Genomic DNA, 23,035 nt, shown 5'->3' with positions numbered 1-23,035 from the left:
TCAGGCCTTCAACAGGGCATCGAGCTCGCCGGCACGATCCAGGGCGTGGAGGTCATCGCAACCGCCGATATGGCGATCATCGATGTACACCTGAGGAACACTGCGGCGGCCATCACCCCGCGCCGCCATGGCATCACGGCCGGGCTCATCGCCATCCACGCTGTGTTCGGTGTAGCTCACCCCCTTGCGATCCAAGAGTCCCTTGGCGCGGACACAGAACGGGCAGGTGCGCCAGGTGTAGATCTCAACCTTGGCCATTGCGTTGTACAAACCAGTGGTCGGATCCTATGCAGCGACTGCGCTGATAGCGTCAGAAGCTGATCAGGACCGAGTCCTTGCTGGATCTCACCGACTTCAAACGCGATCTCTCCGAGCTCACTGACCGCCTGGGCAATGCCCAGGACTGTCTTTGACGTTCCTGCACTGAACGCACGACAACAAGATCTCGAGCAACTCGCCGCCCAGCCTGATTTCTGGGATGACCAGCAGAACGCCCAGAAGCAGATGCGGCGCCTGGACGAGGTGAAGGCACAGCTGAGTCAGCTGGCCGGATGGAGTGGGGCTGTGGACGATGCCAAGGCCACCCTTGAGCTCTACGAGCTGGAGCCCGACGAAGACCTGCTGCAGGAAGCCCAGAACGGCCTGAACCAACTGCGCCAGGGGCTGGATCGCTGGGAACTCGAGCGCTTGCTATGCGGCGAATACGACAAGGAAGGGGCCGTCCTCAGCATCAATGCAGGAGCCGGTGGAACGGATGCCCAGGACTGGGCGCAGATGCTGCTGCGCATGTACACCCGTTGGGCCGAAGACCACGGCATGAAGGTGAGCATCGACGAACTCTCCGAAGGGGAAGAAGCCGGGATCAAGAGCTGCACGATCGAGATCGAAGGTCGCTATGCCTACGGCTACCTGCGCAACGAGAAAGGTACCCATCGCCTGGTGCGCATCTCACCGTTCAACGCCAACGACAAGCGCCAGACCAGCTTTGCCGGTGTGGAGGTGATGCCCAAGATCGAGGAGGACGTCAAACTCGACATTCCTGAAAAGGACCTGGAGATCACCACCAGCCGCTCGGGCGGCGCGGGTGGCCAGAACGTGAACAAGGTGGAAACGGCTGTGCGCATCCTTCACATCCCCACCGGGCTATTTGTGCGCTGCACCCAGGAGCGCTCCCAGCTCCAGAACAAGGAGAAGGCGATGGCGTTGCTGATGGCCAAATTGCTCGTGATCGCCCAGGAGCAACGGGCGGCCGAAATCGCCGACATCCGGGGCGACATCGTTGAAGCGGCCTGGGGCAACCAGATCCGCAACTACGTGTTTCAGCCATACCAAATGGTGAAAGACCTGCGCACCAATGAAGAAACCAACGATGTGCAAGCCGTGATGGATGGGGCCCTCGACCCCTTCATCGATGCGTCTCTGCGCCAAGGTGTCGACAGTCCCGGCGCCGACACCGATTCCTGACCCCATGGCCTCCGACAGCACTCCACCGCCGAGCTTCATCAAACAGGCGATGCGCAACATGGTGCGCAAGGGCAGCAAGAGCCTGTTTCACCTCGGCCTCACCGCCATGGGATTTCTCAGCTTCATCACCCTCGTGGCTTGGCTAGGTCGACCGACCCTGCCGGGCTAGGCATGAAGCTCGACCTAGCGCTGGATCAGGACACGGCGCCACTAGAGCCCTGCGACGCCTCCGACCTGCTCGACGAGACAGCCTGGATCCAGCAGTTGGAGCATTGGCTAAGCACTGTTTGCGGGGATTCACGCCTGGACTGTCCGACCCTGGTGCGCACAGCGGAGGAACTGAGCCTGGGGCTGCACTTCACCGATGACGCCAGCATCGCGGCGTTGAACAGCACCTGGCGCCAGAAAACGGGCCCCACGGATGTGTTGTCCTTTGCCGCCCTCGACGACGCCGGCGACTGGATGGACGGACCCAGCGTCGAACTCGGGGACATCGTGGTCTCTCTGGAGACGGCCCGGCATCAGGCCCAAGAGCAGGGGCACAGCCTGAAGCGGGAATTGCGCTGGCTCGTGAGCCATGGCCTGCTGCACCTGCTGGGCTGGGACCATCCCGATGACGACAGCCTCGCCGCGATGCTCGCCCTGCAGGAGAGGCTTCTTGAGGATGGGTGATCTGGACAACCCGGGTAGGCTTCGATGAGCGGGCGTTCGCCCTGCGGATGCCGAATTCCGTTCCGATGACCACCGAATCGCCCCGGACACCATCCGCAGACGCAGCAGCGGAGGAGGTGGCAATGGTGCCCAACGGAATGCGACGACGGGGCAGCTGGCGCATCGCTGGCGATCTGCCAGCAAGCTTTCGCTACGCCGCTCAAGGCCTCGGCTACGCCTTCGTCACCCAGCGCAACTTCCGGATCCATGTGGTGACGGGGCTGGTGGTGTTTGGTCTCGCCGCCTGGCTTCAACTGGATCTGATCCGCCTGGCCGTTCTGGTGCTTACGGTGGCTGCCGTTCTGGTGTTGGAGCTGCTGAACACAGCGATGGAAGCGGTGGTGGATCTGGCCATTGGCCGGCGTTATCACCCATTGGCCCGCATCGCCAAAGACTGTGCTGCTGCAGCTGTGCTGACTGCCGCCATCAGCTCTTTATTAATCGCTGTGTTTCTCCTGCTTCCGCCGCTCTTGCTCCGCCTGGGGCTCTGACTCCCGATTTACACCCAGATGCTGCTGGTCATCGACAACTACGACAGCTTCACCTTCAACTTGGTGCAATATTTCGGTGAGCTGGCCGCCCAGCATCCGCTGGCGGCGGATCTGCAGGTGCATCGCAATGACGCCATCAGCCTTGAGCAGATCAGGGCCCTGAACCCCGACGCGATCTTGTTGTCGCCCGGCCCGGGGGACCCAGATCAATCGGGCGTCTGCCTGGATATCCTCCAAGAACTCTCAGCAACGGTGCCCACGCTGGGGGTGTGTTTGGGCCATCAAGCCATCGCCCAAGTACACGGCGGCCGGGTGGTGCGAGCCCAGCAGCAGATGCATGGCAAGACCTCGCCTGTGCTGCACAAAGGCGACGGCGTGTTCGCAGGCCTGCCCCAACCGCTGACGGCCACCCGCTACCACTCCCTCATCGCCGAGCGCGAAACCCTGCCGGACTGCCTTGAGGTGACCGCCTGGCTTGAGGACGGCACGATCATGGGCCTGCGGCACCGGGAGCATCACCACCTGCAGGGGGTGCAGTTCCATCCCGAAAGCGTGCTGACCGATCAAGGCCACCAACTGCTGGCAAACTTCCTGCGGGAAGCCGAGGGATAACGCTGTTAGCGTCCAGAGCAAGTTCATTTCCGCCCATGTCCGTCCTGCGTTCCGCTGTGACCGCCGCTGCAGGCCTGGCACTGAGCCTGACCTCTCCAGCCTTGGCGGGTAGTGGGGTGTCGATCAGCAGCTACGGGCAACGGGCCCTGCTGATCCAAGGCGGCGGCCAGTCGGTGCTGCTTAACCCTTACAAGGCAGTCGGTTGTGCCGCAGGCATGCCGGAACCGCGGCTGACGGCCGGCGTCGTTCTGGCCAACTCCGAACTCGCCGATGAAGGGGCCCGAAACGTGGCCGGCGGCCGCTTTCTGGCACAACCGGGGTCATATCGCATCGGTGGCCTAAGCCTTGAGGGCTTTGCCAGCCCCCACGACCGGATGGGCGGACGCCGCTTTGGCAATGCCACTCTCTGGCGCTGGCAGCAAGGGGGCCTCAGCTTTGCCCACCTCGGTGCAACCGCTGGAGAGCTCACCGCCGCCGACCGGGTGCTGCTGGGCAACCCCGACGTGCTGATCATCGGCGTTGGCGGCGGAAGCAAGATCTACAACGCCGAGGAAGCCGCGGCGGTGGTGAATCAGTTGAACCCCAAACGCGTGATTCCGGTGCAATACGTCAATGGAGACGCCCCTGAAGGGTGTGATCAAGAGGGTGTGCAGCCCTTCCTCGATGCCATGGGCGGAACCGCAGTACGCCGTGTTGGCCGTTCTCAAACCCTGCCGGGCAGCCTCGACGACACCACCGTGATCACGGTGATGCAGTAATCAGCGCAGCCAGCTGAACACGGTTCCAACCTGCCAGCAAAGCCAACAACACCAACACCCGAGCTTTCTGGGGATTCAGGCTCCCTGCCGCCAGCAGCCCAAGCCGTTCATCCTCAGGGCACCCGTGCACGGGCCCCGACCCGCAGCGGTTAGCCCGCAGCATCAGCGGCCGTGGTCCAGCCCACGCCTCCAACACACGGCATTCGCCCGCCGACAACTGGCCGGCGCCCGTGCCGGTGAGCACCAAGCCCGAAACACCGGCGTTGAGGCAGGCGGTGAGCAGGAGTGGCCCGGGCTCCACACACCCGTAAACGATGGGCACCTGGGGCCATTGCTCGGGTAACGCGAGCCCTGCGAAGGGCACCTGCCGGGATCCGCTCGCCGTCGGCAGATGAACGCCAACGCCATCCACCCAACCCAGCGGCCCGCTGCCGAGACTGGCAAAGGCCCCGACCCCCTGGGTAGCCACCTTGGTGACAGCGCGAGCGCCATGGATCTGGCCATCCATCACCACCAAAACGCCGTGGCCGCGGGCTTCGCTGCTCAACGCCACCTGCACGCCTTGAAACAGGTTGAGCGGTCCATCGGCACTGAGGGCCGTGGCTGGCCGCATCGCCCCCACCAGCACCACGGGCCGGGGATCGTCGATCAACAGTTGCAGCAACCAGGCGGTCTCCTCCAACGTGTTGGTGCCATGGGTGATCACCACCCCGGCCAGCACCGGGTCCGCCGCAAAGGCATCACGAATGCGATCCACCAGCGCGCGCCAATGCTCAAACAGCAGATCGGCGCTATCGACATTGGCGACCTGCTCGACGCTGATCGTGGCCAGGTCTTGCAGAGCCGGCACCGCAGCCAGCAGGGCATCACCCCCCAGCACGCCAGCGGTGTAGTCGTTCAGCGTTGCACTGTCGGAGGCACAACCGGCGATGGTGCCGCCGGTGGCCAGCAGCAGCAAACGGTTCATCGCTCCATAGGGAGGAACGCCTCCATGAAGCGCTGCATCTGGCTGGTGGTGCCGATGCTCACCCGAAAACAACCATCAATCAGGGGCTTGCCCGTCATCGAGCGCACCAAGATTCCAGCCAGCCTCAGCGCCGCATCCACCTCAACCACAGGGCGCTGGGGCCAAATCAGCAGATAGTTGCCGCCGTCGCAGTGGTGCCGTACCCCCGCGTCCCGCAGGGCCTGCAGGGTCCAATCACGGGCCCGCAGCACTTCAGCCACATAGGCATCCACATACGACTGATCCGCTAAAGCGGCGAACGCCGCGGCCACGGCCACGCTGTTCACGTCGTAGGGGCCCGTGACGCGGCTTACCCGATCGACCACATCGGCGTGGCCAATGGCAAAGCCAATCCGCAGGCCCGCCAAACCAGCCGTTTTGGCCAAAGAGCGGAACACCAACAGATTTGGTGTGGCCGTGAAATCTGCACTCGGCAGCACGCTGTCTCCGGTGAAAGCCTCGTAAAGCTCATCCACTACCACCAGCGTGCCCGGCGCTGAGGCCGCCAAGGCGATCACCTCTTCCGCCGCCAAACGCGTGCCGGTGGGATTGTTGGGGTTGCAGATCAACAGCAACCGCGGCGCACGAGCCGCCAATGCCTCCTGAATAGCCGTCAGGGGAAAATCGAATGTCTCGCCTTGGTAGGGGATCGCCTCGATCGTCATGCCCTGCATCCCGGCGCAGGGGCTGTAGTACCCGAAGGTGGGTACTGTCGTCAGCAACGTCTCACCGGCATCGCCATAGGCCTGAAACACCGCATGGATAGCGGCATCCACACCGTTGAACAGGCCCACCTGATCAAGCCTCAATCCCGGCCGGCAGCCGGTTTCCAACAGGTTCTGAAGTAACGCTTCCCGCAGGCCGGCGTACTCCGGATAAACGGCAATCTCCTCGGTGCTGAAGTTACGCAACGCCTGGGCTACCAGGGGGCTGGGACCAATCGTGTTCTCGTTGAAATCCAGCCGCAGCATCGTCCGGCGCCCCTCCAGCGGCGCGCTGTAGGGCTTGAGCTGCTCAACGGCGGCACGGGCCGCGGGAGCGCCACTGGGTGTGAACGGTTGGGTGTTGTCGTTCACATGCGGTCCAGGGTGGCGATGCCCAGCAGTCCGAGCCCCAGTCTGAGGGTGTCAGCCGTTAATCGACAGAGGGCCAGGCGGGATACCAGAGCTTCAGGATCTGCCTTGAGCACCGGCACCTGGTCGTAGAAGCGGTTGAACACCTGGCTGAGCTCGAACAGATAGCTGCACAAACGGTTGGGCAGCAGCTCCTCCTCCACCTCAGCGATCACGGCGTCGAACTTAAGCAGCTCCCGCACCAGGGCCCACTCCTGGGGCTCGCTGAACTGCAGTTGGGCATTGGTGGCCGCAAGGTCGCCCCCCTTGCGGGCGATGCCGGCGATGCGCACCACGGCATAAAGGAGATACGGCGCGGTGTTGCCCTGCAACGCCAGCATCCGATCGAAGGAGAACTGGTAATTGGTGATCCGGTTCTGGCTGAGGTCGGCGTATTTCACCGCCGCCAAACCCACGGTACCCGCCACATGCTGGATGAACTCCTCCGACTCGCTGCGCTCCTCCTCCTTCAGGCGAGACCGCAGATCGGTCTCGGCGCGCTCGACGGCTTCATCGAGCAGATCCCGCAGACGCACGGTGTCGCCTGCGCGGGTCTTGAGCTTCTTGCCGTCTTCCCCCTGCACCAGGCCAAAGGGCACGTGCTCGAGGCGCGCACCGTCCGGGATCCAACCGGCCCGTTCCGCCACCTGGAACACCCCGGCGAAATGGTTCGCCTGGCCGGCATCGGTGACGTACACCACACGGCGGGCACCATCCTCCTCCGGAGCAGCACCAAAGCGGTAGCGGATTGCCGCCAGATCGGTGGTGGCGTAGTTAAAGCCGCCATCGCTCTTCTGCACGATCACCGGCAGGGGGTTGCCGTCCTTGCCCTGCACGCCTTCGAGGAAGACGCACTGGGCTCCGTCATCGGTGACCAACAGCTCAGCATCCTTCAACCCATCAATCACCGCCGGCAGGAAGGGGTTGTAAAACGATTCACCGCGCTCACTCAGGCGAATGTCAAGCCGGTCGTAGATCTTCTGGAACTCACGCCGCGACTGATCGCAGAGCAGGCCCCAGGCCTTGAGCGACACCGGATCACCCCCCTGCAGCTTCACCACCTCATCGCGGGAAGTGGATTGGAAGGCTTCATCGTCATCGAAGCGCTTCTTGGCCTCGCGGTAGAAGGCCACCAGGTCTCCGAGATCCACCGCATCGGCGGTCTCCAGTGCTTCGGGCGCCACCTGCTTGAGATGGGTAATCAACATGCCGAACTGGGTGCCCCAGTCGCCCACATGATTGAGGCGCAACACGGGATGGCCGCGGAACTCCAGCACCCGCGCCAGCGAATCGCCAATGATCGTGGAGCGCAGATGCCCCACATGCATCTCTTTGGCGATGTTGGGGCTCGAGAAGTCGACCACCACCGGCGCCTTGTTCATCACCGCCGGCACGCCGAGCCGCTCATCCCCCAGCCGAGCCGACAGCTCCGCCGCCAACCGCTCCGGGCGAATCGTGAGGTTGATGAAACCAGGCCCGGCGATCTGGGGCTCCAGGCACAGTTCCGTGAAGGCCGTATCGGCCTGCAGCTGCTCCACGATCGCCGTAGCGATCTGTCGTGGGGCCTGCTTCAAGGGCTTGGCCAGGGGCAGCGCACCGTTGGCCTGAAAGTCGCCGAATTCCGGCTTACTGGCCGGTGCGAGCTGGGGATCCAGCACCGCTTCCGCCTCAGGGAAGGCCCGTTGCATCGCCGCCCGCAGCTGGGCATCCAGGGTCTGGGACAGGCTGAGCATGGGCAGTGCGTGGCCGGGGGAATCCGGCTCTGATCATCCCTCTTCAGGTGAAGCGCATGCTCAGATCGAGCCAGCGGCTGCGGGTAACCGGCGCACTGGTGGAGATCAGATCGATACCGGTAGCGGCGTAGGCCTGCAGCTGTTCGGGCTGAATGCCCGAGGCCTCAAGCACCACCCCACTGGCGCTGCAGTCACGCAGGCGAGGCACCAGAGCACTGAGCTGCTGGGGAGTGAACTCATCAAGGAGCACTCCATTGGCGCCCGCCTGCACCGCTTCCAGCGCCTGGGCGTCGGTCTCTGCTTCCACAATCACGGACGTGGGCCAGGGCGCCTGCTCGCGCACGGCCGCAATGGCCGCCGTGATGCCCCCCGCCCAGGCGATGTGGTTCTCCTTGAGCATGGCCGCGTCATCGAGCCCCATGCGGTGGTTGATGCCGCCGCCGCAACGCACTGCGTATTTCTCCAGCAGGCGAAGCCCAGGCGTGGTCTTGCGGGTGTCGGCAAGACGCACACCCGTGCCCTGGAGTTGGGCCACCAGCTCAGCGGTGGCTGTGGCAATGCCCGACAGCCGCATGGCCAGATTCAAGGCAGTGCGTTCTCCTGCCACCAAAGCCGTTGCAGGGCCCTGCAGCTCCAGCAGGCATTCGCCCGCCTCGACGGCGGCGCCGTCCTGCCGCAGCAAATTCACGCTCACCCCAGGATCAAGGTGCTGAAACAAGCGCTGCACCAACGGGCCACCGCAAAACCGCCCCGCCTGTTTGGCGACCCAATGGGCTTGACCTTGCTGGCCCTGCAACGCAGCAGCCGTCAGATCACCGCGACCGATGTCTTCCTCCAGCCAGGTCTCCAACGCAGCGGTGAATGCCGGGGATTGCCAGTCCAAACGGTTCCTGAAGTCCGATGCATCTATTTTCCGATGCAGAAGCGCGAAAACACCCGATCCAGCACCGCTTCGGTGAGCTCTTCCCCGGTGATCTCCCCCAACGATCGGATTGCCTCCCGCAGGTCGATGGTCCAGAAGTCCCAGGGAAGTTGCTGCGCTTCCACCTCTTGGCTGCGGGCCAGGGCCTCGGCAGCCCGGGCGGCGAGATCGCGTTGACGTTGGTTCAGCGCCACCAACATGCCGTCGGTTCCTGCAGCACCACAACGCTCAAGCAGGGCCAGCACCAGGGCCGCTTCACCCGTGCCCTCCAAGGCGGACAGCTGAACATCCACCGGCTGGGGGAACGAACCCGCAGGGAGATCCGCCTTGTTGGCGACAAGGATCCTGGGGATCTGCTCGGGGATGCGCGCCAGCAAGGCTGCATCTTCGGCGGTCCAGCCCGCATGGCCATCCAGCACCAACAGCACCACATCAGCCGTGGCCAGCGCTTCCTCGCTGCGAGCAATTCCCAGCTGCTCCACCGCATCATCGGTGCTGCGGATGCCGGCGGTGTCGAGCAGGGTGATCGGGACCCCCTCCAGCACGATCTCGCTCTCCAGCAGATCCCGGGTGGTACCTGGCAGATCGGTCACGATCGCCCGCTCGCGGCGGCTGAGCCGGTTGAGCAGGGAACTCTTGCCCACGTTAGGGCGACCCACCAAGGCCACCCGCAGGCCCTGGCGCAGGGCATCTCCCCGCTCTCCGTCACGAACCAGCTGCTGAAGCTCCAGGCGCACGGCTTGCAGCTGCTGCAGCAAGGCATCGCCATCCAAAGGGGGTAAATCCTCCTCGAAATCCACCCGAGCCTCCAGCTCGGTGAGCTGGTCGAGCAGCCGTTCGCGCAGATCTGTGATCTGGGCCTGGATCCCGCCGTCAAGGCCCGCCATCGCCAACTCGGCCGCCCGGCGGCTGCGGGCCGCCACCAGCTCACTCACCGCCTCCGCACGGGTGAGATCGAGCCGGCCGTTGAGCACGGCCCGCTGGCTGAACTCGCCAGGCAGAGCCCGACGAACACCCGGCTGCCGCAGCACCTGTTCGAGCACCCGCTGAACAGCGATCACCCCGCCGTGGCAATGGATCTCCACCACGTCTTCGCCGGTGAAACTGCGGGGCCCGCGCATCAGCAGCAGCAGCACTTCATCGAGACGCCGACCCTCTCCATCGATCACGTGGCCATACACCACCCGATGCGATCCCCACTCCTGACGGCCCGGGCAATGCACAACAGTGCGCCCCGCCGCTTCCGCCGCAGGCCCGGAGAGACGAATCACAGCGATCCCGCCCTGGCCTGGAGCCACTGCGGTGGCCACCGCCGCAATCGTGTCGGTGCTGGGCACAGCAGTCGTCGCTGGTGATCCATACCTAGGATCCAGCCGACATTTACTGGGCTCATGCGCCGGTTGCTGCGCCTCAGTCGCCTCCGGATACGCCGCGGGGTTCTCTGGTTGTGGAGACAGGAGGGAACCCCAGGACAACGGGCCCGCGGCCTTGCCGCCGGCGTGTTCTGCGGCTGTTACCCCTTCTTCGGGCTGCAGATCTTTCTCAGCGTGGGCGTCGCCACCGTGGTGCGTGGCAACCACCTGCTCGCCGCAGCAGGCACCCTGGTCAGCAACCCCATCACCTATCTGCCCCTCTACTGGTTCAACTACCTGGTGGGCTGTCAGCTCCTGGGCCCCGGGCGAGGCGGGATCAACCTGGCGGGGGTCAATCGCAGCAGCCTGTGGTCCCAGGGATGGGACTTCACCGAGCGCATCCTGCTGGGCTCGACCGTTGTGGGGATGGTGCTGGCCATCGCCAGCGGCTGGACGGCCTACCGCCTGTTTCTGCGGCGCGGGGCCCGTCCTGTTGTGAGCCGGAATCGCTAGCCCGTGCCCACCCGCGCAATTCCGATCACATCCGCCATCGAGCGGATCTGGTGCATGGTGCGGCTGAGCTGATCCGCACCATCCAACTCAACTCGCAGATCAATGCGGGCCGGCCGGCCCGCTGCGGTGGTCACCCTGGCATCACTGACGTTGATGGCGCCATCGGAGAGACGCATGAGGATGTCCTTGAGGATGCCGACGCGATCGATCACTTCGATCCGCAGCTGCACCGGGAAGCGTTGTTTCTCCCGTTGGGCATGGGTGGTGTTCCAGCGCACGGGCAGACGGCGTTCCCGCGGAATCGTCTCCACGTTGGAGCAGTCCTGCCGGTGAATGGTGATGCCGTGGTTGCCGAGAGCAACAGTGCCCACGATCAACTCGCCCGGCAGCGGGCTGCAGCAGCCTCCTAGGCGGTAGTCCAATCCCTCCAGCCCAAGGATCGCCCCTTCTCCCCCAGACCGATCCGGCGCCACATCCCGCGATGGCACCAGAGCCATCGCGACCTCTTCATTGCTGGGCGGCGCCTGCTGCTGTTCCGCCAGCAGGCGCATCTCCTCCCGCAGACGATTGAGCGCTTGCTGCAGCGTGACATCACCGAACCCCAGTGACGCCAACAGATCCTCGGTGGTGGGCACATTGCAACGTTGCGCCACCCGCTGCATCGCCTCACTGTTCAGCAGGGCATCGAAGCCATCACGCCCCAGCTCCCGCTCCAACAGATCCTTGCCCCGCTCAATCGTTTCGTCACGGTGGCTGCGCTTGTACCACTGGCGAATGCGATTACGCGCCGTCGGCGTGGCCACAAAGTTCAACCAATCCAGGCTGGGGTGAGCCGTCTTGCTGGTGAGCACCTGAACGAAATCGCCGTTTTGCAGCGGTGTGGCCAGGGGGCAGAGCCGATCATTGATGCGGACGCCATGGCAGTGGTCGCCCACTTCGGAGTGGATGCGATAGGCGAAGTCGACAGCGGTTGCCCCTTTGCGCAAACCGAGCAGATCACCCTTCGGTGTGAACACAAACACCTCTTCATCAAACAGGTCTTCCTTGATCGACGAGAGGTAGTCGTTGTGATCGTCATTTCCTCCTTCCTGTTGCCAATACACCAGCTGACGCAGCCAGTTGAACCGCTCCGCATCACTGCTGCTGCTGGCCGGCGACCCTCCTTCTTTGTATTTCCAGTGGGCCGCAATCCCGAATTCGGCCACATGGTGCATCTCAAGGGTGCGGATCTGCACTTCGATCGGGCGATGCCGACCGATTACCGCCGTATGGAGGGATTGATACCCATTGGGTTTCGGCAAGCCGATGTAGTCCTTAAACCGACCAGGAATCGGACGAAAGGTGTCGTGAACCACCGCCAGCGCGCGGTAACAGCTTTCGACATTGGTGGTGAGAATCCGCAACGCCGCCACGTCGTAGATCTCGTTGAACTCCTTCTGCTGACGCTGCATCTTGCTCCAGATGCCATAGAGATGCTTGGGGCGACCCGTCACCTCGCAGTGCTCTAAGCCGGCCCGTTCCAGCCGCTCATTCAGCAGCCCCACCGTGACACCGAGCCGCTCCTCCCGCTCACTGCGCTTGGTAGCCACCTCCTCTTGAATCTCACGGAAGGCCTCCGGTTCCAGCAATTTGAACGCCAGATCCTCCAGCTCCCACTTGAAGCGGCCGATGCCGAGCCGGTTGGCGAGGGGTGCATAGATCTCGCGCGTTTCGCGGGCGATCCGCTGGCGCTTCTCCTCCTTCAGAGCACCAAGGGTGCGCATGTTGTGCAACCGGTCCGCCAGCTTCACCAACACCACGCGGATGTCGCTGGCCATCGCCAGGAACATCCGCCGCAGGTTCTCCGCCTGCGCTTCCGTGCGGTCGTTGAAGTGAATTCCGCCGAGCTTGGTGACACCCTCCACCAGTTCACGCACCTCTGAACCGAAGTACTGCTCGATCTGATCGGGGGTGACGTCGGTGTCCTCGACCACGTCATGGAGGAACCCAGCAGCAATCACGGGGGCACTGGCGCCGATATCCCGCAACAGATCCGCCACCGCCACCGGATGAACGATGTAAGGGTCCCCACTGGCCCGGAACTGTCCCTCGTGGAGCTGAAAACCGAAATCGAAGGCCGACACCAGCAGCGCCTCGGAATCCGTAGGGCAGCTCTGACCGATGCCGGGCGGCACATTGGCGATGCACTCCCTCAACCAGTCCGGCAGAGAGATGTCGTAGTCATCCGGATGGCGGATGGGATGGCGCCGAACTTCTGGCAACACACACGCCACCGCAGCCGAACCAGTGCTGGTTTGGGGCTCTTTGTGTGTTGAAGCGGCGTTGAGCATCCGACCCAGCGGATCATTCCATGGTATTCAGTGCAGGACCTCCCGTCTTTCCTGCCGCACTGTTCATGGGCCGGCCTGTTCTGGAACTCGAACAGCTGCGACTGCGCTACCCCGGCAGTGAGTGCTGGACGCTGGATGGGCTGAATTTGAGCCTCGAGCCAGGGGAGACCGTGGCCTTGGTGGGATCTTCCGGATGCGGCAAAAGCACCGTGGCCCGCGCCGTGATGCAGCTGCTGCCACGGGGAACAGTCTGTGAAGGTCGGCTGGACTTAACCGGCCAAGATCCACGCCAGCTCAGGCGACCGCAGTTGCGACAGCTGCGCGGTGAGGCGGTGGGTCTGGTGTTCCAAGACCCGATGACCCGGATGAATCCGCTGATGACCGTGGGGGGACATCTGATCGACACCCTCAAGGCCCACCGGCCTGACACCAGGAAAACAGCCCACCAAGAACGGGCCCGAGAGCTGCTGGAACGGGTGGGCATCGGTGCCAACCGCTTCCGCGCCTACCCCCATGAGCTCAGCGGTGGCATGCGACAACGCCTGGCCATTGCCCTGGCGATTGCCCTGGAACCGCCGCTGCTGATCGCCGATGAACCCACCACCAGCCTGGATGTGGCTGTAGCAGGGCAGGTGATGGCCGAGCTCAGCGGTCTCTGCCAAGAACTGGGCAGTGCCTTGCTGCTGATCAGCCATGACCTGGCCATGGCCGCCCGCTGGTGCGACCGCATGGCCATGCTCGACAACGGACGCAAGGTGGAGGACGGCCCCAGCCATCAGATGCTCACCAGGCCGAAGTCGTCCGTGGGGCAACGCCTGGTCGCCGCAGCACAGGCCCGGGAAGGTGGGAGGTCGCCGGCACGTCCCGACAACAGCAGCGTGCTGAAGGTGGAGGAACTGCGCTGCTGGCATGCCGTGGGTGGCGCGCCTTGGTCTCCTGTCTGGCTTAAAGCAGTGGATGGAGTGAGTTTCGAGCTCAGGGCCGGGGAAAGTCTTGGAGTTGTCGGAGCATCCGGCTGTGGTAAAAGCACCCTCTGCCGGGCGTTGATGGGGCTCAATCCCATCCGCGGCGGACGGGTCGACCTGCTCGGCCAGGTTCTGCTGAGCCTCCGCGGAGAAGCGCTGCGGTCAGCCCGTCGGGCCCTTCAGATGGTGTTTCAGGACCCTCTGGCCTGTCTGAACCCCGCCCTACAGGTGGCTGATGCCATCGCCGATCCATTGCTGATCCATGGGATCTGCTCCAAGGCTGCAGCCCGGGAGGAAGCCCGACGCCTACTGGAACGGGTCGGACTCAGCCCGGCAGAGCAGTTTCAGGAGCGCCTGCCAAAGCAGCTCTCCGGTGGCCAGCAACAACGGGTGGCCATCGCGCGCGCCCTGGCCTTGAAGCCCAAGGTGCTGATCTGCGATGAAAGCGTCAGCATGCTTGATGCAGAAGTGCAGGCGGATGTTCTGGGCCTACTGAGGGAGCTGCAGCAGGAGCTGGGCCTCGCGATCGTGTTCATCACCCACGACCTCTCGGTGGCCAGTGGCTTCTGCCACCGGGTGATGGTGCTGGACAAGGGGAAGGTGGTTGAGGAGGGCCCAGGGGACCGGATCTTCAGCGCGCCTCAGGCACCGATCAGCCAGACCCTGGTGGAGGCCTGCCCAAGGCTGCCCCGCTGAACTCAGGCAGTCTGTGAAAGGTCAACCACAATCAGGTGCCGTCGCAAGGCAGCAGGAAGCACCTCACGGCGCACGGAACGGATCAAAGCGGAGACCCAAGTTCTGTTGCAACGAACCCGTATGACCATCGATCGGCCTGTGGATTATTCACCATCAAAAAGCGGATTCAGCACTTGTCCAGTGCGCCACTGAACCTGCAACTCTCCCCATCAACCCGACGCGGCGCGCCGCCGCAACACCCCCAATAACTTCTCCATCACAGGTGGAAGGGGTGCCTCAAACACCATCCGTTCGCAACTGATTGGATGGTCCAGCCCCAACTGCACGGCATGCAGTGCTTGGCCGGGCAGTTCGATCGGCAATTTGCGGCAGCGGCTGTAGGTGGGATCCCCCACCACGGGGTGATGGATGTGGGCGCAGTGAACGCGAATCTGATGGGTCCGTCCGGTGTCGAGCTTGAACCGCAAAAGGGAGTAGTCCCCGAGACGCTCCACCAGGGTCCAGTGGGTGCAGGCGTAACGACCGTTTTCAGTGCTCACCACGGCGTACTTCTTGCGATCCATCGGATGACGACCGATAGCGCCGACGATCGAGCCGGAGTCGCCGTCGGGCACACCGTGGACAACGGCGAAGTACTCACGGGAAGCGATCCGTTTCTGGATCTGAACCTGCAGCCGCACCAAGGCCTCCTGGCTCTTGGCGATCACGATGCAGCCGGTGGTGTCTTTGTCGAGACGGTGGACAATCCCCGGGCGCAGCTTGCCGCTGATCCCAGGCAGATCCGGGCAGTGATGCAGCAGACCGTTGACCAAGGTGCCGTCCTTGTTGCCCGGTGCCGGGTGCACCGTCAGACCTGCGGGCTTGTTGAGCACGATCAGATGATCGTCTTCAAACAGCACATCCAGATCCATCGGCTCTGGCTTGAGATAAGGCAACGGTTCCGGGGGCGGCATCCACAGCTGCACTTCGTCGCCCTGACGCAACGGTGTTTTGGCCTTGCCGGTCTTGCCGTTGACGCGCACATACCCCGCGTCGATGAATTTCTGAATCCGGGCCCGGCTCTGCTCCGTGCGCTGACTGACCAGCCAACGGTCCAGCCGCATCGGCAACGGTTTGGGATACGTCAGCGTGAGCAGCTCTCCCTCACCCTCCCCAAAGCGGTCGGTAAAAGTCTCTTCCGGCAGCGGAGGACGCTTCCACTGCGGACTCATGCCGGTAGCTCCAGAGCGATGCTGCCGAGGGCCGATTTACGGAAATCATCCAGCAGCCGCTGGGCCATGCGCGCAGTTTCCCCAGAGGTGTGGCGGGACGCTGCGGCCTCAAGCCAAAGGGCGGGGTCCGCCGTTTCACCACTCAGGGGAATGCCATAACGCTCCTGCAGGAGCGGGAGCGTCACTCCAGCTGCGGCCTGCGATTCGGCATCGATCAACAGCTGCAGAAAGGCCTGAGCCACCAGTTCACCGTCGTAGGCGGCCTGGCCGATGTCGTCACACAAGGCGAGCCGCAGGGCCGCTTGCTGATCATCAAGGCGGGGGGGCAGGACCCCAGGTGCATCGAGGAGATCCAGGTCTTGCCCCAGACGCACCCAGCGCAGGGTTCGCGTCACCCCAGCCCGACGGGCACTGGCAACCACCTTCTGCCTCACCAAACGATTGATCAGGGCGGACTTACCCACGTTGGGAAATCCGAGCGTGAGGGCCCGCACCGGCCTGGGCCGCATGCCCCGGCTGCGACGGCGTTCGTTGAGCTGATCTCCGGCACGGATCGCGGCCTGCTGAACCTGCTTCACCCCAGTACCGGCCTTGGCATCACACCAAACGGTGCGTTGACCTTGGGCCTTAAACCAGGCCTCCCAAGCCTCCTTGGCGGCGGCTGTGACCATGTCACGCCGATTGATCACCAAGAGGTGCTGCTTGCCCTTCAGCCAGCGGTTGAGATGGGGGTGACCTGTGGCGAGAGGAATGCGGGCATCGCGGACCTCAATCACCAGATCCACCTTGTCGAGATGGCGTTTGAGCTGCTGCTCCGCCTTCGCGATGTGGCCGGGGTACCACTGAATCGTTGGGGTGCTCACAAACGCAAACGCACAGAACAGGTGGCCCGCTGAAACACATTCACATTGAACTCGCCGGCGCTATCGCCCTTCACACGGGTTAATGTCACCCCGTTTTCTTACCGCACGAGACAACCCTATGGCGAAGCGTTCCCTGGCCAGCCTCCAAGCCGGCGACCTGAGCGGCAAACGCGTTCTCGTGCGGGTTGACTTCAACGTGCCCCTGAACGATGCCGGTGCGATCACCGACGACACCCGCATCCGTGCCGCCCTGCCCACGATCAACGACCTGATCAGCAAGGGCGCCAAGGTGATCCTTTCTGCTCACTTCGGCCGTCCTAAGGGCCAGGTCAATGACGCCATGCGCCTGACCCCCGTGGCGGCTCGCCTGAGCGAACTGCTGGGCAAGTCTGTAACCAAGACCGACAGCTGCATCGGTCCTGACGCCGAAGCCAAGGTGGGCGCCATGGCCAACGGCGATGTGGTGCTGCTGGAGAACGTTCGCTTCTTCGCTGAGGAAGAGAAGAACGAAGCAGGCTTCGCCGAGAAACTGGCTGGTCTGGCTGAGGTGTACGTGAACGACGCCTTCGGCGCCGCCCACCGTGCCCATGCCTCCACCGAAGGCGTGACCAAGTTCCTCAAGCCCTCCGTCGCCGGCTTCTTGATGGAGAAGGAGCTTCAGTACCTGCAGGGTGCTGTGGATGAGCCCAAGCGTCCCTTGGCCGCCATAGTCGGTGGCTCCAAGGTGAGCTCCAAGATCGGCGTGCTCGAGGCCCTGATCGACAAGTGCGACAAGGTGCTGATCGGCGGCGGCATGATCTTCACCTTCTACAAGGCCCGCGGCCTCGCAGTGGGCAAGAGCCTGGTGGAAGAGGACAAGCTGGAACTAGCCAAGGAGCTGGAAGCCAAGGCCAAGGCCAAGGGCGTGCAGCTGCTGCTTCCTACCGATGTGATGCTGGCCGACAACTTCGCCCCCGACGCCAACAGTCAGATCGCTGATATCAACGCCATCCCTGATGGCTGGATGGGCCTCGACATTGGCCCCGACTCGATCAAGGTGTTCCAGGACGCCCTGGCGGATTGCCAGACCGTGATCTGGAACGGCCCCATGGGCGTGTTCGAGTTCGACAAGTTCGCTGCTGGCACCAACGCGATCGCCACCACCCTGGCGGACCTGAGCGGCAAGGGCTGCTGCACGATCATCGGCGGCGGTGATTCCGTTGCAGCTGTTGAGAAGGCTGGCCTGGCCGAGAAGATGTCTCACATCTCCACCGGTGGCGGCGCCAGCCTTGAACTGCTGGAAGGCAAGGTGCTGCCCGGTGTGGCTGCCCTCGACGCCGCCTGATCAGACGTTCAAGCCTGAAGCTTCCGGCCTTTGGCATCGCGCTTCTTGCCGGTGCGCGCCGGAAGCCCCAGCTGATTCCGCACTTTGTTCACGTATGCCCGGTAGTCCTGCTTGAGGGACTTCCGGGCTTTTTTCATGTCCTTACGGCACGTCTTGATCGCATTCGCGGATGCTGCCGCATCAACACAGAGCTGATGGCTCTGCAGGAGATCCAGTCGACGCTGGTAGTTGTCTTTGAACCAGGTCTTACGGGCCTGGAACAGAACCTGGCTCTGCTCGGGGGACTGATCCCGCCCAGCCATTGCCGATGGGGCCATCGTCATGACCGGTGCTGCCATCAGTGCAGCCAGAGCCAGAGAAGCGTTGGAGATGCGCATGGATGAAGCCTTCGCAATGCATACATTCTGGTGACACTTATCAATCAGGATCTGAATGGTCTGCCATGAGTCATGACCAGATGTGACTTAAGCCTGGGCTTCGTGGGGCTAGGAGCTCTCGGCTTGCCGATGGCAATCAACCTGCACCGCGCCGGCTTGCGGCTGAGGGTGCACACCCGCAGCCGCAAAGCCGAAACCAGGCCAGAGCTCGAGAGTGCAACTCGATGTTCCAGCCCAGCCGAGGCCAGCGCCGGCGTTGACGTTCTTCTTCTGTGCGTCAGCGACGACGCAGCCGTTGAGGAGGTCTTGTTCGGACCCCACGGAGCTGCGTCACAACTCACCACCGGCAGCGTGGTGCTGGATTGCTCCACCATTGCTCCCGCCACAGCCGAACGCTGTGCGGAGCGCCTAGCACGCCAGAACGTCCATTACCTGGATGCCCCGGTCACCGGCGGCACGGAGGGCGCCAAACGCGGCAGCCTCACAGTGCTGGTTGGAGGAGCCACCGAGCCGCTCGAGCGTGTTCGGCCGATTCTCGAGGTGATCGGCTCCTCCATCCACCACTTCGGCAGCGTGGGACGAGGGCAGCAGGTGAAGGCGGTGAACCAGGTGCTGGTGGCCGGCAGCTATGCCGCCGTGGCTGAGGCAGTGGCCCTGGGCCAGCGCCTGGATCTACCCATGCCAATGGTGGTCGACGCCCTCAAAAACGGAGCAGCCGGGTCCTGGGCTCTGGAGCATCGCAGCACCGCCATGCTTGAAGGCACCTACCCCCTTGGATTCCGGCTCAGCCTGCATCGCAAGGATCTCGGTATCGCCCTTCATACAGCCAAAGCAGTCAAACTGGATCTCCCTGTGACGACGCTGGTGGAACAGCTGGAACTCGATCTGATCAACGGCGGCCATGGCGATGAGGACGTGTCCGCTCTGCATCGCTGGAACCCTGCGATAGGAGAGAGCTAATTGCTACTGACCACGCGCACCCGCTTGGTGGCCGTCACCACCCCATCGGGATGCACCAGCATCACAGCCCAGGTTTGAGAACCGGGTTGCTGTGGTGCCTGGACGCTCTTGAACAAGCCACCACCCCCCAGAGGTGCCAGCGGCAGATTGGGGCGAATCTGAGCCGACAGCTGCTCATCGGTGAGGTCGAGCAAGCCGCCCGCCACCAGTGCCTGGCCCAGCGGCTCTTCAACCACCAGATCAATGTCGTAGCGACTGCCGGTCAGCACCACATCGGGAATCGAGACGTTGACGGCCAACGGGCGTTCACCGCTGCGCAGCAACGACTGCTGGGCCAACAGTTCCTGCTCCACCAGCTGCCCCCCCTCCAGACGAATCGCAATCTGCTCCGAGGCTTCCAAGGCGTAGTTCAACCCCTCGGATTCAGCTGCACCACGCACCCTCAAGGTGAGGGTCTGACGGCCATCCGGCGTTGGCTCTGCAGGCTCCACCTGCCAGGTGACCTCAGGGAAATCCTGACGGAATCGCTGATAGCGCTGGGCCAATACGGGCTGCAGCTCAATACTGGCCACCGTGTCGAACGCCGTAGGGCCACCACTCGAAGGACCGCTGCTGTTCAACACCGTTTGCAGGCGCGAGCTGAAGCTCTCCGCCACACTGCCCTCACGACCAGGCTGCTCGAGGGCATGGACCGGAGATAGCACCAGCGCCATGGCCGACACCAGCGTGGCTCCCAGGAAACGACGCACGGGCCGGAACGCAACAACCCAATTAAGTTAGGCGTGGTGAGCGGAGACGGCCGACGCGATGACCCGGCTTCTGATCGCTGCCAGCGGCACCGGCGGCCATCTCTTCCCAGCTCTGGCTGTTTCAGAAGCCGTTGAAGAGCAGTGGCCCGTGCGCTGGCTGGGGGTGCCCGATCGACTCGAAACGCGCCTGGTGCCTGAACGCTTTGGCTTGGTGTGCGTGAACGCCGGCGGCCTGCAGGGGCGTGGGCTGACCAAATTGCTGCAGCTACTGCGTCTATTGCTTGCCAGCGTCAGCGTGCGGCGGGTGATCCGCCGGAACGCAATCGATGTGGTGTTCACCACCGGCGGCTACATCGCCGCCCCCGCAATCCTGGCGGCGCGCTGGTGCGGCATTCCCGTGGTGCTGCATGAATCCAATGCCATCCCGGGGCGCGTCACGCGGTTGCTGGGTCGCTTCTGCAGCGCCGTGGCCATTGGCCTCCCCGCGGCCGCCAAGCGCATCCCCGGCAGCCAGCCGGTACTGACAGGCACACCGGTGCGTTCCAGCTTCCTGGCGGCGCAACCCCTACCGGCCTGGGTCCCCTCGGGCGAAGGCCCACTGTTGGTGGTGATGGGCGGCAGTCAAGGCGCGGTGGGCTTGAACCGCATGGTGCGTGCTGCGGTGCCAGCCCTGTTGGAGCAGGGCTGCCGGGTGGTGCACCTGACCGGCGACAACGATCCCGACATCGAGCAACTGCGGCACCCACAGCTGGTGGAACGCCGCTTCAGCGATGAGATTCCAGGGCTGCTGCAGCATGCCGACCTGGCCATAAGCCGCGCGGGGGCCGGCAGCCTCAGTGAACTAGCGGTCTGTGGGACTCCCAGCGTGCTGGTGCCGTTCCCGCAGGCGGCAGATCAGCATCAAGAGGCCAATGCCGCCTGCGCCGCGTCTCTGGGTGCTGCGGTGATCGTGCATCAACACGAACCAGACCAGCCCGTGTTGTTGAACACTGCTCAACGGCTCCTGGCAGCACGGCTGGGGCAGGTCACGGCTGCAGCCGATCCCCTCGCCCAGATGCGTGAAGGCATGCAGGCGCTGGCGGAACGGGATGCCGAGCGGCAACTGGCTGCCTTGCTTCAGACGCTGGTGGACTGAGTCAAGTCAGAGGGTTGCGCTGCAGCTCCTCACGCAACGTCCTCACGATGCGGCGGTTGTTGCGGCGAGATTGCAAACCGATCCGTAGCCAGGTTTCACCCAAGCCCTCGAAAGAGCGGCAATCGCGCAGAAGGATGCGATGCCGCTGCTCCATCGCTTCCCGCAATGGCACCAGGGAGCTGTTCGCACGAATCAGCAGGTAATTCACCGCCGACGGCATGGGGGTGATGCCAGGCAGCGCCGCTAACTGCTGCTGCATCCAGGCGCCTTCTATGGCCACCCAACGCTGCACCCGTGAACACCAACGGCGGTAACGCTCTGGCGATGCCAACAAGCGCTCGCCGACAGCCAAAGCGATGCCATTCACGGGCCAGGGATCCCGCCACTCAGACCAACGCTGCAATCGCTGGGGCTGCGCAACGGCATAGCCCAATCGCAACCCGGCGATGCCATAGAGCTTGGTGAGGCTGCGGATCACCACAAGATTGGGGTGGTGCTCAACCAGCGGAATCATCGATTGCTGCTCCCCACCAGGCACCAAAGGCAGGAAGGCCTCATCACAGATCACCAGCCCATGAGTCGCGAGCAGAAGCTCCAACGAGGCACGGGACCAGAGCTGCCCTGTGGGGTTGTGGGGATTGCAGATCCACAACACAGCCCCAGGGTCCTGCTCGGGGAAGGGTTGCGGGAACGCCTCACTCCAAACGAGGGGTAGCTGCTGCTGGCGGGATGACGCTGACCAACAGCGGAGGGCACGCCCGTAATCAGCAAAACCCGGTGCGAGCAGCACACTTTCACCCGAGCCCGAGGCATCGCGCGCCACCCAGGTAAATAATTCGGCGGCTCCATTCCCGGGCAGTACAAATGAAGATTGAACGCCATGAAGAGCAGCCAGGTGCTGGCGAAGCAATGCCTGACTGCGGTCGGGGTAATCGCGACAGGCACTTCGGCCCAGACGCTGCAACCGAGGAGTCCAGGGCACCAGGGACGCACTGGCATCAAGAAAAGCTTGAGGCCTCAACCCGGCCCGTTGCGCCGCCTGCAGAACTTCACCGCCATGAACAGGCAGCACCCGACCGATGCAAGTTCTGCAAGTGTGCCCGCTGACTCGTGTTGACAACTGATTTCAGAGCCAAGATCATGAAATCAGTGTTTTCACTTTCAATGAGCCTTCTTCAGGCCTATCTGCAAAGCCCCAGTACCCGTCGGGTGCTCAAACGCAAACCAGGTGAGAAGGGCTTCTCCTTGATCGAACTGGTGGTGGTGATTGCCGTGCTCGCCGTGCTGACCGCCATCGCATTGCCGAACTTCCTTGGGGTAAGCGATGACGCGGCAGTGCGCTCCGCTCAACAGGGCGTAATTACAGCCTTCAAGGAATGCCAAGTACAAAAGGCTAGGGGCAATGTCACTGCAACTGCTGCATTTGAGCCTGTTGAACTCAATGATTTCACGATCACAGCACTCGGAAACACGGTAACTACTGTTGCGGCTGCAGTACCTGCCGCAGGCGCGTCTGCACTTTGCTTCACAGTGAATGCGACCACAGGCGTCGCGAGCATGAACAACTTTTACTCAATTCCTACAGAAACAGGCAAATTTCCAAAATTCGGAGTGGCATCAACCGGCACAAAAGATTGCGCATCTGGCGATGGAGCTACAGCAGCCTATGCCGACACCCACTCCGTAGGCTGCGATGGAGTAGCTGGAGCTGCAGGAGGATATGGCGCCACAGCGGGTGACTGGAGATAGGA

At 63.4% G+C, this 23,035-nt stretch carries 24 protein-coding genes; 12 read left to right on the top strand and 12 right to left on the bottom strand.

Annotated elements, in window-relative coordinates:
- On the bottom strand, nucleotides 1–258 hold the full coding sequence (grxC, locus tag DXY30_RS10670; protein ID WP_115094890.1) for a glutaredoxin 3: 258 nt from the start codon (nucleotides 256–258) through the stop codon (nucleotides 1–3).
- 77 nt (nucleotides 259–335) lie between these two features.
- Here grxC and prfB point away from each other — a divergent pair.
- The 6 genes from prfB (at nucleotide 336) to DXY30_RS10640 (ending at nucleotide 4,036) form a co-directional block, all read left to right on the top strand.
- Nucleotides 336–1,464, top strand: a protein-coding gene (gene prfB, locus DXY30_RS10665) for a peptide chain release factor 2 (RefSeq protein ID WP_115094889.1) whose coding sequence is annotated in 2 segments (ribosomal slippage) — nucleotides 336–410 and nucleotides 412–1,464 — 1,128 coding nt in all. Because the reading frame shifts where the segments join, the coding sequence is not laid out codon by codon here.
- 4 nt (nucleotides 1,465–1,468) lie between these two features.
- Nucleotides 1,469–1,633, top strand: coding sequence for a DUF3285 domain-containing protein (locus DXY30_RS10660; protein WP_115094888.1), 165 nt, complete (start codon nucleotides 1,469–1,471; stop codon nucleotides 1,631–1,633).
- A gap of 2 nt (nucleotides 1,634–1,635) precedes the next feature.
- On the top strand, nucleotides 1,636–2,136 hold the full coding sequence (gene ybeY / locus DXY30_RS10655) for an rRNA maturation RNase YbeY (protein ID WP_115094887.1): 501 nt from the start codon (nucleotides 1,636–1,638) through the stop codon (nucleotides 2,134–2,136).
- Between the two features lie 122 nt (nucleotides 2,137–2,258).
- Nucleotides 2,259–2,666 carry a diacylglycerol kinase family protein gene (locus DXY30_RS10650; RefSeq protein WP_226409623.1) on the top strand — a complete coding sequence of 136 codons (408 nt, stop codon included), beginning with the start codon at nucleotides 2,259–2,261 and terminating at the stop codon, nucleotides 2,664–2,666.
- Nucleotides 2,667–2,684: 18 nt separating this feature from the next.
- Nucleotides 2,685–3,278 (top strand): aminodeoxychorismate/anthranilate synthase component II, encoded by a 594-nt coding sequence (locus DXY30_RS10645; RefSeq protein ID WP_115024508.1) that lies wholly within the window; start codon nucleotides 2,685–2,687, stop codon nucleotides 3,276–3,278.
- Nucleotides 3,279–3,313: 35 nt separating this feature from the next.
- Nucleotides 3,314–4,036: an MBL fold metallo-hydrolase gene (locus DXY30_RS10640; protein ID WP_115094886.1), complete on the top strand. Its 723-nt coding sequence runs from the start codon at nucleotides 3,314–3,316 to the stop codon at nucleotides 4,034–4,036.
- On the opposite strand, the gene DXY30_RS10635 is transcribed toward DXY30_RS10640, so the two are convergent.
- The 5 genes from DXY30_RS10635 to mnmE are packed head-to-tail and all read right to left on the bottom strand — an operon-like array spanning nucleotide 4,020 to nucleotide 10,146.
- Entirely contained in the window at nucleotides 4,020–5,003 is a 984-nt protein-coding gene (locus tag DXY30_RS10635) for an asparaginase (protein ID WP_115094885.1), read from the bottom strand. The genes DXY30_RS10640 and DXY30_RS10635 overlap by 17 nt on opposite strands.
- Complete coding sequence (locus DXY30_RS10630; protein ID WP_115094884.1) at nucleotides 5,000–6,118, bottom strand: histidinol-phosphate transaminase; 1,119 nt, start codon at nucleotides 6,116–6,118, stop codon at nucleotides 5,000–5,002. The genes DXY30_RS10635 and DXY30_RS10630 overlap by 4 nt, the downstream gene beginning before the upstream one ends.
- Complete coding sequence (argS, locus tag DXY30_RS10625; RefSeq protein WP_115094883.1) at nucleotides 6,115–7,887, bottom strand: arginine--tRNA ligase; 1,773 nt, start codon at nucleotides 7,885–7,887, stop codon at nucleotides 6,115–6,117. The genes DXY30_RS10630 and argS overlap by 4 nt, the downstream gene beginning before the upstream one ends.
- 43 nt (nucleotides 7,888–7,930) lie before the next feature.
- Nucleotides 7,931–8,770 (bottom strand): carboxylating nicotinate-nucleotide diphosphorylase, encoded by an 840-nt coding sequence (nadC, locus tag DXY30_RS10620; protein WP_115094882.1) that lies wholly within the window; start codon nucleotides 8,768–8,770, stop codon nucleotides 7,931–7,933.
- A gap of 23 nt (nucleotides 8,771–8,793) precedes the next feature.
- Nucleotides 8,794–10,146: a tRNA uridine-5-carboxymethylaminomethyl(34) synthesis GTPase MnmE gene (gene mnmE / locus DXY30_RS10615; protein WP_115094881.1), complete on the bottom strand. Its 1,353-nt coding sequence runs from the start codon at nucleotides 10,144–10,146 to the stop codon at nucleotides 8,794–8,796.
- Between the two features lie 54 nt (nucleotides 10,147–10,200).
- On the opposite strand from mnmE, the gene DXY30_RS10610 reads away from it, so the two are divergent.
- The gene (locus DXY30_RS10610) at nucleotides 10,201–10,674 is read left to right on the top strand and encodes a DUF2062 domain-containing protein (protein WP_115094880.1); all 474 of its coding nucleotides are present in this window, start codon (nucleotides 10,201–10,203) and stop codon (nucleotides 10,672–10,674) included.
- On the opposite strand, the gene DXY30_RS10605 is transcribed toward DXY30_RS10610, so the two are convergent.
- Complete coding sequence (locus DXY30_RS10605; RefSeq protein WP_115094879.1) at nucleotides 10,671–13,004, bottom strand: bifunctional (p)ppGpp synthetase/guanosine-3',5'-bis(diphosphate) 3'-pyrophosphohydrolase; 2,334 nt, start codon at nucleotides 13,002–13,004, stop codon at nucleotides 10,671–10,673. The genes DXY30_RS10610 and DXY30_RS10605 overlap by 4 nt on opposite strands.
- Nucleotides 13,005–13,024: 20 nt before the next feature.
- Here DXY30_RS10605 and DXY30_RS10600 point away from each other — a divergent pair, with 20 nt between their 5' ends.
- Nucleotides 13,025–14,665 (top strand): ABC transporter ATP-binding protein, encoded by a 1,641-nt coding sequence (locus tag DXY30_RS10600; RefSeq protein ID WP_115094878.1) that lies wholly within the window; start codon nucleotides 13,025–13,027, stop codon nucleotides 14,663–14,665.
- A 209-nt stretch (nucleotides 14,666–14,874) separates the two neighbouring features.
- On the opposite strand, the gene DXY30_RS10595 is transcribed toward DXY30_RS10600, so the two are convergent.
- Both DXY30_RS10595 and ylqF read right to left on the bottom strand, forming a co-directional pair.
- The gene (locus DXY30_RS10595) at nucleotides 14,875–15,876 is read right to left on the bottom strand and encodes an RluA family pseudouridine synthase (RefSeq protein WP_115094877.1); all 1,002 of its coding nucleotides are present in this window, start codon (nucleotides 15,874–15,876) and stop codon (nucleotides 14,875–14,877) included.
- On the bottom strand, nucleotides 15,873–16,739 hold the full coding sequence (gene ylqF, locus DXY30_RS10590; RefSeq protein ID WP_115094876.1) for a ribosome biogenesis GTPase YlqF: 867 nt from the start codon (nucleotides 16,737–16,739) through the stop codon (nucleotides 15,873–15,875). Before ylqF ends, DXY30_RS10595 begins: the two co-directional genes overlap by 4 nt.
- 118 nt (nucleotides 16,740–16,857) lie before the next feature.
- Here ylqF and pgk point away from each other — a divergent pair, with 118 nt between their 5' ends.
- Nucleotides 16,858–18,063 carry a phosphoglycerate kinase gene (gene pgk / locus DXY30_RS10585; protein ID WP_115024528.1) on the top strand — a complete coding sequence of 402 codons (1,206 nt, stop codon included), beginning with the start codon at nucleotides 16,858–16,860 and terminating at the stop codon, nucleotides 18,061–18,063.
- A gap of 8 nt (nucleotides 18,064–18,071) precedes the next feature.
- On the opposite strand, the gene DXY30_RS10580 is transcribed toward pgk, so the two are convergent.
- Nucleotides 18,072–18,440, bottom strand: a complete 369-nt coding sequence (locus DXY30_RS10580) for a hypothetical protein (RefSeq protein WP_115094875.1) — start codon at nucleotides 18,438–18,440, stop codon at nucleotides 18,072–18,074.
- A gap of 72 nt (nucleotides 18,441–18,512) precedes the next feature.
- Here DXY30_RS10580 and DXY30_RS10575 point away from each other — a divergent pair, with 72 nt between their 5' ends.
- The gene (locus DXY30_RS10575) at nucleotides 18,513–19,400 is read left to right on the top strand and encodes an NAD(P)-dependent oxidoreductase (RefSeq protein ID WP_115094874.1); all 888 of its coding nucleotides are present in this window, start codon (nucleotides 18,513–18,515) and stop codon (nucleotides 19,398–19,400) included.
- Here DXY30_RS10575 and DXY30_RS10570 read toward each other — a convergent pair.
- Nucleotides 19,397–20,149, bottom strand: a complete 753-nt coding sequence (locus DXY30_RS10570; RefSeq protein ID WP_244281362.1) for a hypothetical protein — start codon at nucleotides 20,147–20,149, stop codon at nucleotides 19,397–19,399. The two genes, DXY30_RS10575 and DXY30_RS10570, sit on opposite strands and share 4 nt — an antisense overlap.
- A gap of 58 nt (nucleotides 20,150–20,207) precedes the next feature.
- Between DXY30_RS10570 and murG the strand changes: the two genes are divergently transcribed.
- Entirely contained in the window at nucleotides 20,208–21,284 is a 1,077-nt protein-coding gene (murG, locus tag DXY30_RS10565; protein ID WP_115094873.1) for an undecaprenyldiphospho-muramoylpentapeptide beta-N-acetylglucosaminyltransferase, read from the top strand.
- 1 nt (nucleotide 21,285) lies between these two features.
- On the opposite strand, the gene DXY30_RS10560 is transcribed toward murG, so the two are convergent.
- Nucleotides 21,286–22,365 carry an aminotransferase class I/II-fold pyridoxal phosphate-dependent enzyme gene (locus tag DXY30_RS10560; protein WP_371638804.1) on the bottom strand — a complete coding sequence of 360 codons (1,080 nt, stop codon included), beginning with the start codon at nucleotides 22,363–22,365 and terminating at the stop codon, nucleotides 21,286–21,288.
- A 32-nt stretch (nucleotides 22,366–22,397) separates the two neighbouring features.
- Between DXY30_RS10560 and DXY30_RS10555 the strand changes: the two genes are divergently transcribed.
- The gene (locus tag DXY30_RS10555) at nucleotides 22,398–23,033 is read left to right on the top strand and encodes a prepilin-type N-terminal cleavage/methylation domain-containing protein (protein ID WP_137006847.1); all 636 of its coding nucleotides are present in this window, start codon (nucleotides 22,398–22,400) and stop codon (nucleotides 23,031–23,033) included.
- Nucleotides 23,034–23,035: the final 2 nt, after the last annotated feature.

The organism is Synechococcus sp. UW106, from assembly GCF_900474015.1.
GTDB lineage: Bacteria > Cyanobacteriota > Cyanobacteriia > PCC-6307 > Cyanobiaceae > Parasynechococcus.
The sequence above is the reverse complement of the archived record's forward strand: the minus strand, read 5'-3'. Positions and strand labels throughout refer to the sequence as shown.

Bases quoted from the DNA above. Each gene is read 5' to 3' on its own strand.
- grxC (WP_115094890.1), bottom strand. From the start codon at position 258: ATGGCCAAGGTTGAGATCTACACCTGGCGCACCTGCCCGTTCTGTGTC.
- DXY30_RS10660 (WP_115094888.1), top strand. From the start codon at position 1,469: ATGGCCTCCGACAGCACTCCACCGCCGAGCTTCATCAAACAGGCGATG.
- ybeY (WP_115094887.1), top strand. From the start codon at position 1,636: ATGAAGCTCGACCTAGCGCTGGATCAGGACACGGCGCCACTAGAGCCC.
- DXY30_RS10650 (WP_226409623.1), top strand. From the start codon at position 2,259: ATGGTGCCCAACGGAATGCGACGACGGGGCAGCTGGCGCATCGCTGGC.
- DXY30_RS10645 (WP_115024508.1), top strand. From the start codon at position 2,685: ATGCTGCTGGTCATCGACAACTACGACAGCTTCACCTTCAACTTGGTG.
- DXY30_RS10640 (WP_115094886.1), top strand. From the start codon at position 3,314: ATGTCCGTCCTGCGTTCCGCTGTGACCGCCGCTGCAGGCCTGGCACTG.
- DXY30_RS10635 (WP_115094885.1), bottom strand. From the start codon at position 5,003: ATGAACCGTTTGCTGCTGCTGGCCACCGGCGGCACCATCGCCGGTTGT.
- argS (WP_115094883.1), bottom strand. From the start codon at position 7,887: ATGCTCAGCCTGTCCCAGACCCTGGATGCCCAGCTGCGGGCGGCGATG.
- DXY30_RS10610 (WP_115094880.1), top strand. From the start codon at position 10,201: ATGCGCCGGTTGCTGCGCCTCAGTCGCCTCCGGATACGCCGCGGGGTT.
- DXY30_RS10605 (WP_115094879.1), bottom strand. From the start codon at position 13,004: ATGCTCAACGCCGCTTCAACACACAAAGAGCCCCAAACCAGCACTGGT.
- DXY30_RS10600 (WP_115094878.1), top strand. From the start codon at position 13,025: ATGGTATTCAGTGCAGGACCTCCCGTCTTTCCTGCCGCACTGTTCATG.
- DXY30_RS10595 (WP_115094877.1), bottom strand. From the start codon at position 15,876: ATGAGTCCGCAGTGGAAGCGTCCTCCGCTGCCGGAAGAGACTTTTACC.
- pgk (WP_115024528.1), top strand. From the start codon at position 16,858: ATGGCGAAGCGTTCCCTGGCCAGCCTCCAAGCCGGCGACCTGAGCGGC.
- DXY30_RS10580 (WP_115094875.1), bottom strand. From the start codon at position 18,440: ATGCGCATCTCCAACGCTTCTCTGGCTCTGGCTGCACTGATGGCAGCA.
- DXY30_RS10575 (WP_115094874.1), top strand. From the start codon at position 18,513: ATGACCAGATGTGACTTAAGCCTGGGCTTCGTGGGGCTAGGAGCTCTC.
- murG (WP_115094873.1), top strand. From the start codon at position 20,208: ATGACCCGGCTTCTGATCGCTGCCAGCGGCACCGGCGGCCATCTCTTC.